The organism is Granulicella mallensis MP5ACTX8 (assembly GCF_000178955.2).
Taxonomy (GTDB): Bacteria; Acidobacteriota; Terriglobia; order Terriglobales; family Acidobacteriaceae; genus Granulicella; species Granulicella mallensis.
Genome location: NC_016631.1, coordinates 3,983,491 through 3,996,371, shown reverse-complemented (window position 1 = coordinate 3,996,371; position 12,881 = coordinate 3,983,491). Strand labels below are relative to the sequence as shown.

10 protein-coding genes are annotated in these 12,881 nt (G+C 59.8%); 6 read left to right on the top strand and 4 right to left on the bottom strand.

All coding sequences use genetic code 11. The features are described from left to right. Window positions 1–97 precede the first annotated feature (97 nt). Together tig and ACIX8_RS15865 are read right to left on the bottom strand one after the other, a co-directional pair. Window positions 98–1,534, bottom strand: coding sequence for a trigger factor (gene tig, locus ACIX8_RS15870; RefSeq protein ID WP_014266381.1), 1,437 nt, complete (start codon window positions 1,532–1,534; stop codon window positions 98–100). Between the two features lie 156 nt (window positions 1,535–1,690). Further along, a complete protein-coding gene (locus tag ACIX8_RS15865) occupies window positions 1,691–2,980 on the bottom strand; it encodes an aldose epimerase family protein (RefSeq protein WP_014266380.1) in 1,290 nt (429 codons plus the stop codon). 97 nt (window positions 2,981–3,077) lie between these two features. Here ACIX8_RS15865 and ACIX8_RS15860 point away from each other — a divergent pair, with 97 nt between their 5' ends. Both ACIX8_RS15860 and ACIX8_RS15855 read left to right on the top strand, forming a co-directional pair. Beyond that, window positions 3,078–3,917 carry a uracil-DNA glycosylase gene (locus tag ACIX8_RS15860; protein ID WP_014266379.1) on the top strand — a complete coding sequence of 280 codons (840 nt, stop codon included), beginning with the start codon at window positions 3,078–3,080 and terminating at the stop codon, window positions 3,915–3,917. Window positions 3,918–4,015: 98 nt separating this feature from the next. After that, window positions 4,016–4,312: a YtxH domain-containing protein gene (locus ACIX8_RS15855; protein WP_014266378.1), complete on the top strand. Its 297-nt coding sequence runs from the start codon at window positions 4,016–4,018 to the stop codon at window positions 4,310–4,312. A 77-nt stretch (window positions 4,313–4,389) separates the two neighbouring features. On the opposite strand, the gene ACIX8_RS15850 is transcribed toward ACIX8_RS15855, so the two are convergent. Both ACIX8_RS15850 and ACIX8_RS15845 read right to left on the bottom strand, forming a co-directional pair. Continuing rightward, window positions 4,390–4,662: a cupin domain-containing protein gene (locus ACIX8_RS15850; RefSeq protein WP_052310631.1), complete on the bottom strand. Its 273-nt coding sequence runs from the start codon at window positions 4,660–4,662 to the stop codon at window positions 4,390–4,392. 321 nt (window positions 4,663–4,983) lie between these two features. After that, on the bottom strand, window positions 4,984–7,461 hold the full coding sequence (locus ACIX8_RS15845) for an ATP-dependent Clp protease ATP-binding subunit (RefSeq protein ID WP_014266376.1): 2,478 nt from the start codon (window positions 7,459–7,461) through the stop codon (window positions 4,984–4,986). Here ACIX8_RS15845 and ACIX8_RS26360 point away from each other — a divergent pair. The 4 genes from ACIX8_RS26360 (at window position 7,460) to ACIX8_RS24685 (ending at window position 12,826) form a co-directional block, all read left to right on the top strand. Continuing rightward, entirely contained in the window at window positions 7,460–7,588 is a 129-nt protein-coding gene (locus ACIX8_RS26360) for a hypothetical protein (protein ID WP_263053371.1), read from the top strand. The two genes, ACIX8_RS15845 and ACIX8_RS26360, sit on opposite strands and share 2 nt — an antisense overlap. Before the next feature lie 665 nt (window positions 7,589–8,253). Next, window positions 8,254–9,348: a serine hydrolase domain-containing protein gene (locus ACIX8_RS15840; RefSeq protein ID WP_190273675.1), complete on the top strand. Its 1,095-nt coding sequence runs from the start codon at window positions 8,254–8,256 to the stop codon at window positions 9,346–9,348. A 115-nt stretch (window positions 9,349–9,463) separates the two neighbouring features. Continuing rightward, window positions 9,464–10,585: a M23 family metallopeptidase gene (locus ACIX8_RS24690; protein WP_014266374.1), complete on the top strand. Its 1,122-nt coding sequence runs from the start codon at window positions 9,464–9,466 to the stop codon at window positions 10,583–10,585. Between the two features lie 165 nt (window positions 10,586–10,750). Continuing rightward, window positions 10,751–12,826 carry a pectate lyase family protein gene (locus tag ACIX8_RS24685; RefSeq protein ID WP_014266373.1) on the top strand — a complete coding sequence of 692 codons (2,076 nt, stop codon included), beginning with the start codon at window positions 10,751–10,753 and terminating at the stop codon, window positions 12,824–12,826. The last annotated feature ends 55 nt before the right edge of the window (window positions 12,827–12,881 follow it).

The following is a 12,881-nucleotide window of genomic DNA, read 5'->3' as shown; positions in this document are numbered from 1 at the left end:
TCTTTCAGCCTGCTCAGGATACAGGCAGGTGGGTTGGGGAAAAGCATGACCTCCTCGTGGCTTTGAATCCACTACGAGGAGGTCATGCCCGAAAGCACTAGGAGGCGACTTTTTCGAAGAGGGCGGCACCGGTCTTCTCGCGGCGCATCTGCTCGCGGATGCGATCGAGAGAGCCGTCCTCGGTGAGCCGCTTGCGCAGCGCGTCGTAGGGCTCGCGCGACTGAATGGAGAGCATCAAGAGCTCGCGCTCCAGGTCCTCGTCGGAGACTTCAACAGTCTCGCGCTCGGCCACGCGGTCCAGGATCATCGAGGCCTTGACCTCTTTGACGGCCTGATCGCGCTGCGCTTCGCGCAGACGGCCGAAGTCGAGCTGACGCATCGCATCGGAGCTCATGCCCTGCTGTGCGAGTGCGCGCAGGCCGCGCTCCAGGCGGGCATCGATCTGCTGCTGGACGAATGTCTCGGGCAGCGGGAAGTTGAACTTCTCCACCAACTCATCGAGCATCTTGTCGCGAGCCTGGGCTTCGAGCGCGTCCTTCTTGCGTGAGCCGGCATGCTCGCGCAGCTTGGTCTCGAAGTCGCCCCAGTTCTCGTAGGGTCCGAGCTGCTTGGCGAACTCTTCGTCGCGCTCGGGGTAGTCCTTGCGCTTGATGGACTTCACGGTGACGTCGTAGCTGACGGTCTTGCCGGCAAGGCGAGCTTCGCCGAACTCGGCGGGATAGCTGGCCTCAAAGGTAAGCTCCTGGCCAACCTTCGCGCCGCGCAGAGCTTCCGTGAACGCGAACAGCGTATTCTTGCCGCCGATCTCGATGAGTACGTCTTCGCCGGTGATGGGCTGAGCGTTCGAAGCGCTCTCGAGGCCGTCTTCGGTTACGGTCTGGGCGAGTTCCTGAACCTGGCCCTGGAAGCCGATCTCAGCCCAGTCGCCGTCGACGAGCGGACGGTCTTCTTCAACCGGCTCAACGGTGGCGTGACGGTCGAGAACATTGGCCAGCTCGGCCTGGTACTCTTCCTCGGTCAGCGTAGAGTCGGGGCGCTGGACGGAGATGGAATCGTAGCCGTCGATATTGATCTCCGGCAGCACTTCAAAGGTGGCCTTGAAGCGGAGGGGCTGACCTTCAACGAGGAACAGTTCGGAGACCTGGGGCTGCGAGACAGGGTTGATCTTCTGCTCTTCCAAAGCCTTCCGGAAACGGTCGGAGACCAGCGACTCGAGAACTTCCTGGCGGACTTCCTTGCCGAAGCGCGACTTGATCATCGCCTCGGGCACCTTGCCGGCGCGGAAGCCGGGAATGCGCGCCAGCTTGGTGTAGCGCTTGATCACCTGGCGGAAGGCCTTATCGACGTCAGCGGCAGGCGCTTCGACTTCGATGGAGCGTGTGAGCTCGGGGTTCAGCGTGGGCGCGTGCTGATGATCGTGGCCTGCGTGATCGTGATCATGGCCTTCGTGGCTCTGTTCGAGCGCGTCGGAGGGCTGTACTGCAGGGGCAAGAGTCTCTTCGTTCGTGTCTTGAATCGTATTTGAGGGGGTCAAGTTTGTTGCCTTCCAGAGGTTTTGGCGGTGGCATTGCCTTCAAAAAAGCGCAGAGATTGCGCCGCGTGCCAGTAACCGCTCGCCAGTGACAAGGATACGAGGCTGCGGCGGTAGGGTCAAACGGCAAGCTGTGCACGCGGGACGTTGCCGCCGGGCTTAGTGGTTGTGGGAGGGACGCCAAGGGCCTGTCAAGGAAAAGATTTCGACGCGTACCTTCCATTGCATGCTTTCGCCGGGCTTCAGAATAGCGATGCCCGATTTGCTCATGTCCGTATGTCCCCATTCGCTGCCGAACGGGTTGCTGAGATTTGTGTTGGGCCCGATCGAGACCCAGGGTTTGTCTTCGGGGGCGATGACGCGCAGGTTTGTAATGTTAGGGGTCAGTGGAATGACGCGCAGGCCGTAGTCGGCCGCCGGGTCCCGCAGTTCCGCAATCGGGCCATCGGAGATGAGGCTGCCGTGAAGATTGACGTAGGTTTCGTCCAGCGAGATGTGGCCCAACGGAGTTCCGCTGGCGTGGAGGAAGTCGTAGGACGTGCCTTGAATCGGAGTCATGCGTCCGCTGGATACGCCAGTGGAGCGATCCGCGGCCTCTACAAGGTTGAGGGAGGGGATGACGAGCATGGCATGGGCTCGGTCTCCGCTGGGGATGGCGAAGTAGGGATGCCATCCCAGTCCCATCGGCTCAGAGGTGTTGCCGGTATTATGCGCCGTCATCGTGAGGTCGAGGGAGTGGCCTGAAAGTTCGACGAGGATGGTGACATCGGTATTGGAGGGCCAGTTGCCGGAAAACGAACTGGCACTGAAGGTTGCCTCCGCGGATTGGCCGTCTGGCAGGGAAGACGTCTTCACGGCATCTGCACCGCGTGCCAGCAGAAGGCCTTCCGTCGAAACAGGGCTACCAGGAATGCTGGCAGGGAAGGTGAGCCGCTGCCCTTCCCAGACAGTTTGCAGGACGCCGCTTCCCGGCGCCGGAAAGCCGGTCAGTTGCGCTGCCCAGGGAGCGAGGAAGGCGCCACCGTAGTTGGTCGAGGCGCTGCCGTTGTCATCGTTGTCCAGCCCGGAGAGGATCTGCGCGGCCTGGGATACAGGCGGGGAGACCAGCAGGGAGACCTCACCTCGGCCCGGGAGGGAAGCGGTGAGCTGCCAAAGGTTGAAGCCTCGACCCGGCAACAGCGTGGCAGAGATGAACTCAGGCCCATCGCCGTTTTCGCGGAGAGACCGCGAGATGCGGATTGGATCCTGACCGCCCGGCCCTTGCGGTTGAACGTGATTCGTGGACGTTGCCCGCAGACGATGCAGATTGCCCTGGGAGTGTTCGTAGGAGCCGAGTGCGAGGATCAGGCAAACCGTAGCGATCAAACTGGGGGTCATCCAGCCTGAAGTGCTCCAGCGCCCGAACCAGGAGGAACGGGAGCTGCCGGAGTTAGGCATTTCAAACTTCATGGAGCAAATCTCTCTTGGACCGGCTTTGCCCGGCCCCGCTGTACGAGCAAATGCCTGATGGTGACTCTATGGAAGAGACGCCATCAGGATCTGATGGTTGGATGCAAATGGAAATCCTGACGTAGAGCTATTCTCTCCGATGTCTTCGGGGTGCACCAGGAGGCGAACTGCTCTATCATCGGCCAACGTGAAGCTTTTGGACAAACAGTCAAAAATCAATCAAGGGAAGAGTACACGCTCTTCGAAGAAATTGCTGGTATTGCAGGAGTTACACGAAGCAATCACCACTTGTGAACGCTGTACGCGCCTGCGTGAGTACTGCCGCGGTATCGGCGAGACACGGCGCAAAGCCTATCGGGATGAGGTCTATTGGGCGCGGCCCGTTCCTGGCTTTGGCGACCCGAAGGCCAGGATTCATGTCATGGGTCTGGCTCCGGGAGCGCACGGAGCCAATCGGACCGGAAGGCCGTTTACGGGGGATGGTTCCGGCGACTTCATGTATCCGGTGCTCCATGAGCTGGGCTTGGCGACCAAGCCAAAGGCTGTCGCACGTGAAGATGGCTTGAAACTTCGCAATCTCTGGATCAGCTCTGTCGTTCGGTGCGCTCCACCGGGGGATAAGCCGAAGCCGGAAGAGATACGGAACTGCTCCGGACACCTGACGGCTGAGATCGAAGCCTTGCCGGGAGTGCGCGTGGTGGTGTGCCTCGGGAAGATCGCCTGGGATGGCTATTTAGCGCATCTGGTGGCCAGCGGCGTGATCGAACGCAGGTCTGCCTATGTCTTCGGGCACGGGGCGGAGTATCTTCTGCCCCACGGAGTTACGCTGCTGGGCAGCTATCATCCTTCCTTGCGGAACACGAACACCGGTCGATTGGACAGGGTGATGTTTGCGCGAGTCTTTGTGAAAGCGATGGAGATCGCCGGTCTCGTTTGAGCCGGTATTTTCAGAAAATAACGGGAGTGACCAACCTGTTGCGATAGGCTTGAATCTCACCTGCTGAGTTAGTGAGTTAGACCAAACGGAGGTATGCCATGCGTAATAAGGAATTTTGGATCGCGCTAGGATTCGGAGCCCTGGCTGGGGGTGTTGCCGCGTTGCTCTACGCTCCGCAATCGGGAGCGCAGACACGCAAGAAGCTGAAGCGCGGGATTGAAGACGCCGGAGAGGCGTTGGAAGAGGCCGGCGATTACCTCAGGGATCAGGCCGAGTATCTGAGCCGTGAGGCTCAGAAGCTGATCGAACGCAGCAAAGATCAGTTTGACGATGCGCTAGATGCAGCCAGCGGGGCTGCGTCCAAGGCCGCGAAGTCGGTTCAGAAGCTGGTCTGAAGCAGATCTACGGATAAATCAAGAAACCCCATCTCACTACGCGTTCTACGCATGGTGAGATGGGGCTTTTAGTTGTTCTAACTGTATTGTTCGGGTGGGCCGATCGTGACGACGAAATAGGTGCAGGGAGTGTCGCCGGCGTTGCGCACGTAGTGCAGATCGCCGGCGCAGCAGAGGCCAATATCTCCTGCTTCCATGCGGCGTGTAACGCCATTGGTGGTGAGTTCGCAGACACCTTCTCTGACCAGCCAGATCTCGTTGTGCAGATGCTTGTCGGTGGGCTCGTGCAGAGCGCCGACCTCCTGATGGGTCTCGTGCATCTCGATCTGGATGTTGCCCGCTTTGAGCATTCCGGCGAGGTATCGCTGGGAGGTGCGCTTGGGTTGTGAGCCGTAGGATTTGCCCGGAGTGTAGACGCCGGAGATAAGCTCCGGAAGAACTCCCTTGGGCTTATTGCCATTGGTGGGGCCTGGGGTGGGGGTTCCATGACTGGGTGGTCCATGGTGCCGGTTTGAGCGGTGGCCGCTTCGGGAAGCAGGGCCCCAACGGCGAGCAAAGTGGGGAGAAGTGCCGCAAATTCACGTCGATCCATCTTGGTAAATCACCTCCTGTAAAACAATACGCTCCTGCTGTCAGGCAGGAGCGTATTGTTTTCAAGAAAATGATTACGGTTAGACGGTCGTGAGAGCCATGCCGGCTGCCTTCTCTTCGCCGTCGGCGGCGACCGGACGATAGTGAAGCTGGTTGTTCTCGAGGTAGACCTCCAGGAAGGCTGGCCGTTCGGCGATCAGGCCGGCGATCAGCGCCTCGGAGAGAGGATCTTCGATGTAACGTTGCAGCGCCCGGCGCAGCGGACGTGCACCGTAGCTGCGGTCGACCAGCGTCTTGTCCAGGATCCAGCGCTTGGCGTCGTCCTGTACCGAGATGGTGATGGCCTTGTGCACCAGGTTGCTGTTGAGGCTCTGCACCAGCAGCTCCAGGATCTGCATGAGGTCGGAGTCGGACAGCGACGTAAAGACGATGACCTCATCGAGACGGTTCAGGAACTCGGGGTTGAAGGTTCTCTTCACCTCGCTCATCACCATCTCCTGCATCTTCTCGAGCACAATCTCGTCCTTGCTCGACTGGAAGCCCAGGCCCTCGCGCTTCATGAGGTGCTTGGCTCCGATGTTCGAGGTCATGACGATAATCGTGTTCTTGAAGTCGACGGTGTTGCCCAGGCCATCGGTCAACTGGCCGTCTTCAAAGACCTGCAGGAGCAGGTTGAAGACGTCCGGATGAGCCTTTTCGACCTCGTCGAGCAGCACGACGGAGTAGGGGGAGCGCTTGACCCGCTCGGTGAGCTGGCCGCCCTCCTCGTATCCGACGTAGCCCGGAGGCGAGCCGATGAGCTTGGAGACCGAGTGCTTCTCCATGAACTCCGACATATCGAAGCGGATCAGCGACTTCTCCGAACCGAAGAGGAACTGCGCCAGGGTGCGCGCGACTTCGGTCTTGCCGACGCCGGTCGGTCCGAGGAACAGGAACGAGCCGATGGGGCGAGCGGGATTTTTGAGACCGGCACGGGAGCGGCGGATCGCACGGGCCAGGGCGCTGATGGCCTTGTCCTGGGCGATGACGCGCTTGTGCAGCTCTTCTTCCACGCGGAGCAGCTTCTGGGTCTCTTCTTCCTTGATCGAGGTGATCGGAACGCCCGTCCAGCGCGAGACAACGTCTTCGATGTCCTCACGTGTGACTATGCCGGCGGAGTTCTCGTCGAGGTGATACTTGTCGCGCAGCACGCGAAGGTTCTCGCGCTCCTTGCGCTCCTCGTCGGAGTAGAAGCGTGCCTTCTCGAACTCGTGGTTCGCGATGGCGTTCTCCATGCGGTGCACGATGAACTTGATGCGCTTCTGGACCTCGGTGAGCTCTTCGGGAAGCGTGGTCTGGCGCAGCTTCACGCGGGCACCGGCTTCGTCGATGAGATCGATCGCCTTGTCCGGCAGGAACCGGTCGGGGATGTAGCGGTTGGAGTGCGAGACGGAGAAGGTGATCGCGTCGTCGGTGTAGCTGACGGCGTGGAACTTCTCGTACTTCTCACGGATGCCCATGATGATCTTGATCGCATCTTCTTCGTTCGGCGGCGGGACCTTGACGGCCTGGAACCGGCGTTCGAGCGAGCGATCTTTCTCGATGGACTTGCGATACTCCGCCGGGGTGGTGGCTCCGATGCACTGGATCTCGCCACGGCTGAGCGCGGGCTTGAGGATGTTTGCGGCGTCGAGCGAACCCTCGGCCGAGCCAGCGCCGACGAGCGTGTGCAACTCATCGATGAAGACGATGGAGTTTTGATTCTCCATCAGCTCTTTCATGATGGTCTTCAGGCGCTCTTCGAACTGGCCGCGGTACTTGGTGCCCGCGACGATCAACGATAGATCGAGCGAGAGGACGCGCTTGTCGGCGAGGAAGCTCGGAACTTCGCCGTCGGCGATCTTCTGCGCGAGGCCCTCGACGATGGCGGTCTTGCCGACACCAGGCTCGCCGATGAGCACGGGGTTGTTTTTCGTGCGGCGGCAGAGGATCTGGATCACGCGCTCGACTTCAAAGTCGCGGCCCACCAGCGGATCGAGCTGCTGATCGGCTGCGGCCTGGGTCAGGTCGCGTGAGAATTCGGCGAGCAGAGACTGCTCCTGTTGACCGCCGCGCTGCTTGGAGCCGCCGCTTTGCTGCGCGGGCTTCTCCTGCGTGGTGCGCTGCAACTCCTCGCGAATGGTGGGGAGGCGCAGGCCGCGCTCGGTGAGGATCTCTGCTGCAAAGCACTTTTCTTCACGCAGCAAGCCCAGCAGAAGATGCTCTGTGCCGATGTGCTTGTGCGAAAGACGCTCGGCCTCCTCGGCCGCGTAGGCAAGCACGCGCTTGCACTCGTTGGAGAGAGGCAGGTCGACGGACGTGCTGACCTTCTCGCGTACGGTGGTGTGCTGCTCAATCTGTTTGCGAATGGATTCTACTGAGGCGTGCGAGCGCAGAAAGCGATTGGTGAGCGCCTTGTCTTCGCGCAGCAAACCCAGCAAGAGATGTTCGGTTTCAATGTAGGGCGAGCCGAACTGGCTCGCTTCGTAGCGCGCGAAGAAGATAACGCGCCGCGCCTTTTCTGTGTAGCGTTCGAACATGCTCCCCCTTCGAACCGCCGCCCCCGCGTATGGAGCTGAAAACTACCAGGACCAGAAACAAGGACGCGGTCTGCGAATGACGATTACCGTGGCCACCACCGCGGTCTTTTGCGGCGGAGAGGACTGACTGCCGTTATGGCCGCCAGCGAGTTGCCTCCTAGTGTATCCGCGCCGGACCGTGAAAACGAAGCCCCGGCGAAGATTCAGGGATAGAGATTGGACGCGCCTGTGGGAAAAGGGTCGCAAACCAGGGGTTAGGGCTCAGGGAATATAGGGATTAGCGGGCATAGGGCCCAGAGTTCAGGGCTCAGAACCCAAAGTCTTCTGGACTGAGTGTAGCGGGACAGGCGTTACGTTGTGGACCTGAGACATCCGTTACAACCCCCTTGTGGTGCCGATGGTTCCAGCTGAGTGGGTATGAGAAGACATACATCCAGTCGTCGAGGGCGTAGGGATTTCCAAAGAGTGTGGGAAGGGCGGGAAGCCGGATTCATGGCTTTCCATTCTTTCCACGCTCTGTCCTTTACATGGCCTGCATTTCGCGCGGCAATGCTGGATAAAACGATATGCCGTCACCCCACTGCAAGGTGCGGCACCCGACAAGAGATGCTCATCGGTTCTCATCGCTGGTCAATGAGTGGATTTGCGATGATGCACTCATCGAGACTTATTACTGACGAGAAGCGCGCTTAAGAGGGCCAATCGGCTCGCTTGCAGTTTTCCGGGAACAAACCCCGCAGCCATACGTACTTAGCATCACTGCTCATGCAGAACAGAGGAGCTTTTCTTATCGTGGCTTACCGCCTGCGCGTCCGTACATTTCTGATTCCAATTTTCGTCACGTCCCTTGTCTTTCAAGGCTTTCAGACGTCGGCGCAGACGTCATCCTCTGATCGAAAGCAAACGATTCCCGCATTGTTGCAGCGTGAGCACGTAGCGAGCGTCTCCTTCGCACAGATCGTGGGAGGGAAGACGACTCTTGCCGAAGCTTACGGAGAGCAGAGCTCCGGAGTAGCCACGAGCACCGCCACGTTCTACAACATCGCCTCCATGTCGAAGCCCATCTCGGCGGAAGTTCTCTTGCGCCTCGCTTCGAAAGGCCGTCTCTCTCTTGACGAGCCTATGTACAAGTATTGGGTGGACCCGGATGTTGCCGATGATCCTAGAGCAAAGCTGCTGACGCCCCGGATGGCGCTCGACCATCAGACCGGCTTTGCCAACTGGAGACGCGAGACGAATGGCAAGCTGGCCTTCACGCAAGATCCCGGCAAAGCGTTCGGGTACTCCGGCGAGGGCTATCAGTATGTAGCGCGTTTTGCCGAAAAGAAGACGGACGAATCCTTCGAGAGCCTTGCTCAGACCCTCATCTTCAATCCCGCGGGGATGACTCACACCGCCTACACGCATCGTCTCTGGATGGACGGCAACATCGCGCAGCCCACCGATAAAGATGGCCAGTGGTTGAAGCCCCAGATCGCCACTCAATTCGTCGCCGCCGATCTGGTCTACACGACGCCCACGCAGTACGCGAGCTTTGTCGAAAGCCTGATGTACGGCGAAGGTGAAACGCCGGCCATCCGCAACTTGCGCGACAGCGTACTGACCGATCGCAAGGCAGAGATGTGCGTTGGAAAACTGGCCAAAGTTTGCCCGGATGAAGTGGGCTTTGGTGCCGGATGGGAAGTCATCAAGACGCATGGCAAGACGTTCCTGATGCACACAGGCCTCGACGAGGGCGTGTTTACCCTGGGCTTCTTCGAAACCGGATCGCGCGCTGGAGTGATCCTTTTTACCAACAGCGCGAACGGACCGCGAGTGATTCTGCCTATCCTGAAGATGTTGAACGCTGACCCTGACTTCATCAGCTATCTAGAGGCGCAGGTCTAGCACCCGCCGAATGGCGCAACGTAACAAACAAGTTCAGAGAAGGCGGAAGCGAGTGCGAAAGAAACGAACAAGGAGTATCTTAAATGCCGGCCTTGCGTGTCTCCTGTGTATAGGGATGGAATCCGGCTCCGCTGTAGCCCAGCAATTCAGCGCCCCGGTCGAGGCCCGCGTGCCCATGGCGCCGACACCCGTCCGCGGCAGCGATGGCCGTATGCATTTGGAATATGAATTGCACGTGACGAATTTCTACGCATCGAACGGCCCACTTCATTTGAGCGAACTGAGCATCTTCTCTGAAAGTTCTTCGACGCCATTGGCTACCTACAAGGCAAAAGAACTGGCTGATATCGCAAAGCCGCATCCTGAAGAGACTCCGGACGGTGTCACGCTTCTCGCAGGCAGTCGCACGGTGTTCTTCCTCTGGATTACGCTGCCCGAAGGGGCTGCGACGCCCGCAAGCCTATGGCATCGCATGAGCTTTCAGGATGCGAAGGGTGTGAAGCGCACACTGCAGGGCGTCAACGTGGCGCTTCCTCAACGAGCAGCCATCACTATCGCGCCGCCGCTGCGCGGAGGGCGTAACTGGCTTGTCAGCGAGGGCCCCGGCAATTCGCACTCGCATCACTGGGGCAGCCTTCTCGCTCTCAACGGAGTTGTAACGATCCCGCAGCGTTACGCCATCGACTTCGTTGGTCTGAATGAACGCGGTCACGCGTTGGAAGTGGACCCGGACAAGCTTCACGACTCCGCGAATGTTGACTGGTTCGGCTACGACAGCGAAGTTCTGGCCGTGGCGGACGGCGTAGTGCGCGATGCACGCGACGGTCAGCCAGACGGCAAGCCAATGTCCAAGCATGGAGACGAGAGTGACCTGACTGCCCGCGGGCTGTATGGCAACTTCGTGGTGCTGGAGATAGCGCCTGACGTCTTCGCACATTACGCGCACCTTCGCCCTGGCAGCCTGTGCGTCCGCGCAGGGCAGCATGTCCATCGTGGAGAAGTGCTCGCGCACCTTGGTGACACTGGAAATTCAGCTGCGCCACACCTGCACTTCCACCTGAGCAACAGGCCCACCTTTGAAGAGTCCGAAGGTCTCCCATTCCGCTTCGCTCGCTTCACAAATGAAGGGACGGCGGGCGAGGACGTAGTGTTGTCGCCGTCCGCAGCATGGACTCCGCATCCTGTCCAACTGCAGGAATCGATGCCGCTTGATGGTGCCGTGATCGAGTTTCCGTAGGCGTGGTGCGTTGCCCAATGCGGGGGAATTGTCGCCGTCGCGCTCCGCTGTAAATCATGTCTCCGGTCTGTTTTGTAACGGAAGTGCTAAGTACGCTCAGGACCCTGAGCCCTGTCGCTCATCGACAGGGGAACACTACAATGGCCCTGTCTCGTAAACCCTTCCATGTCGCGGATCTGCGTCCCTTTATTTCGGTGTCTTCTGCTGGCCCTCGCTGTCATGCCGGTGCTTGCCAATGCACAAGCGCCGGTGAGCAGGTGGACCGGAACAGGTCGTTGGACCTCGACCGCCCATTGGAGCCACGGACTTCCTACGGTGTTTACGGAGGCCACTGTTGGCGGAGAGAGTGCCGTTACCGTTCCTGACGGGGATTTCACCGTTGCCCGGCTTAATGTCGGCACCGAGCCTGGAGATCATGCCCGTGTTTCGCTGGATGGCGGCCATCTGCTCGTCCGGCAGGATTCGCTCATCGTTGGCGAATACACGGGCGGGAGCGCTGAATTTACGCTGAACTCCGGCCTCCTCGAAAGTGTGATGGATGTCTTTGTGGGAGGAGCGACAGGCTCCTCCAAGCGTATGAATCATAGCGTCCTTCGGGTCCGCGGCGGCACGCTGATCGGTCTCTCGCTCACGGTGGGGGAGGGTCTCGGCTCGCAGTCCACCTTGTCGGTGGAAGGCTCACAGGCAGCGGCCATTCGCGCGCTTGAGTTCGTGGCCCTCCAGGCTGAAGCCGATCCCAGCGGCAGGCCAGGGGAGGCCACTCTTTCGTACACGGTCGACGAGCACGGGGTGACACCGATCTCCCTATCGTCCCGCTTCAGCGGATTGCGTATCGAGCACGATGCTACGAGTCACTGCAGACTGCGAGTCTCTTTGAGTGCCGTCCCGCCGCGCGACGACATCACTCTTGTAGCCAGCCGCGTCGCAACTCGCGGCACCTTCAGCGATCTTCCCGAAGGCGCAGAGATCGCCGCCGACTATGCCGGCCGCACGTATCGCTGGACGCTTACTTACAAAGGAGGAAGCTCCGGGCATGATGTCGTGCTTCGGAACCAATCGGTCTATGCAGCCGACGCGCTTGTCAGCCATACTCTCCCGGTTCGTCCTCTGCCCGAGCCTTCATGGTATGGGCATCCGATCTATCCGCTCACGGTTTCGACTGGAGTTTCAGCTTTTCCGGGGGCGGAAGGCTATGGGGCCTACACGCCAGGGGGACGAGGCGGCCGGACACTTTACGTGGAGAACCTCAATGATTCGGGAGCAGGCAGTCTGCGTGCGGCCCTTGAAAGTTCCGGTCCGAGGATTGTGTCCTTTCGTGTCAGCGGCACGATTTCGTTGCAGTCCGCCATCGTGATCGGAAGTCCGTACCTGACCTTCGACGCTTCATCGGCTCCTGCGCCGGGCATTACCCTGCGACGGCATGGGCTGGAGGTCCACACCCACGATGTCATTTTCCGGCAGTTCCGGATTCGAATCGGAGACGAAGATGTGCGTCGCGAGGACGAGAGCGTCCGATACGGCAGCGGTGACGGTGAGTACGCTCTCTACTTCACCGAAGGCGCCGCCAATGCGATTGCCGATCATCTTTCGCTCAGCTGGTCGACTAATAAGATCCTTTCCACCACCAAGTTTGCCGACCGCATTACCGTGCAGTGGTGCATCCTCAGCGAGGCCCTGAACCTTGACCAGCATGGGTTTGCGTCTCTCGTGGGTGGGAACCGTGTGAGCTGGCATCACAATCTGTTCGCGCATAACCTGGGCCGCAATCCACGGTTTCAGGGGGCTGTCGACGCCGACTTCCGCAACAACGTGATCTACGACTGGGGCGAGACCGCCGGCTACGGAGAGTTCGACCGGCTCAACTATGTCGGCAACTATCTCAAGCCTGGGACCTCCACTGCTCAGAAGCCTCAACTCTTTTTGAACGGTATCGAGTCCGTTGCTCCAGCTTCTCTCTTCTTTACTGGCAACGTTCTTGAGGGCAACACGCGGGCAACGGAAGATAACTGGCATGCGACGGGGTTTTACTTCACACGAGAGACCATTGCGGCTCCAGAACCTTTTCCTGCGCCAGCGATCTCCAGCACCTCTGCGGCTACTGCATACAGGGAAGTGCTGGCCGGTGCGGGGGCGGTGTCTCCTCAGCGGGACTCCACGGATGCACGGATCGTGAACGAAGTTCGGACGGGTACTGGCCACATCATTCAATCGCCTGATGAGGTCGGAGGCCGGGAGGAGTAGGCCGTTACTGCTCCGGCTGTTGAACCGTTTTCCCCGGGAGGCCGTGGCCGTGGCT

Excerpts from the sequence above, each read along its gene's own strand:
- ACIX8_RS15865 (WP_014266380.1), bottom strand. The coding sequence starts at position 2,980 with ATGAAGTTTGAAATGCCTAACTCCGGCAGCTCCCGTTCCTCCTGGTTC.
- ACIX8_RS15855 (WP_014266378.1), top strand. The coding sequence starts at position 4,016 with ATGCGTAATAAGGAATTTTGGATCGCGCTAGGATTCGGAGCCCTGGCT.
- ACIX8_RS15850 (WP_052310631.1), bottom strand. The coding sequence starts at position 4,662 with ATGCTCAAAGCGGGCAACATCCAGATCGAGATGCACGAGACCCATCAG.
- ACIX8_RS26360 (WP_263053371.1), top strand. The coding sequence starts at position 7,460 with ATGCTCCCCCTTCGAACCGCCGCCCCCGCGTATGGAGCTGAAAACTAC.
- ACIX8_RS15845 (WP_014266376.1), bottom strand. The coding sequence starts at position 7,461 with ATGTTCGAACGCTACACAGAAAAGGCGCGGCGCGTTATCTTCTTCGCG.
- ACIX8_RS24690 (WP_014266374.1), top strand. The coding sequence starts at position 9,464 with ATGGAATCCGGCTCCGCTGTAGCCCAGCAATTCAGCGCCCCGGTCGAG.
- ACIX8_RS24685 (WP_014266373.1), top strand. The coding sequence starts at position 10,751 with ATGTCGCGGATCTGCGTCCCTTTATTTCGGTGTCTTCTGCTGGCCCTC.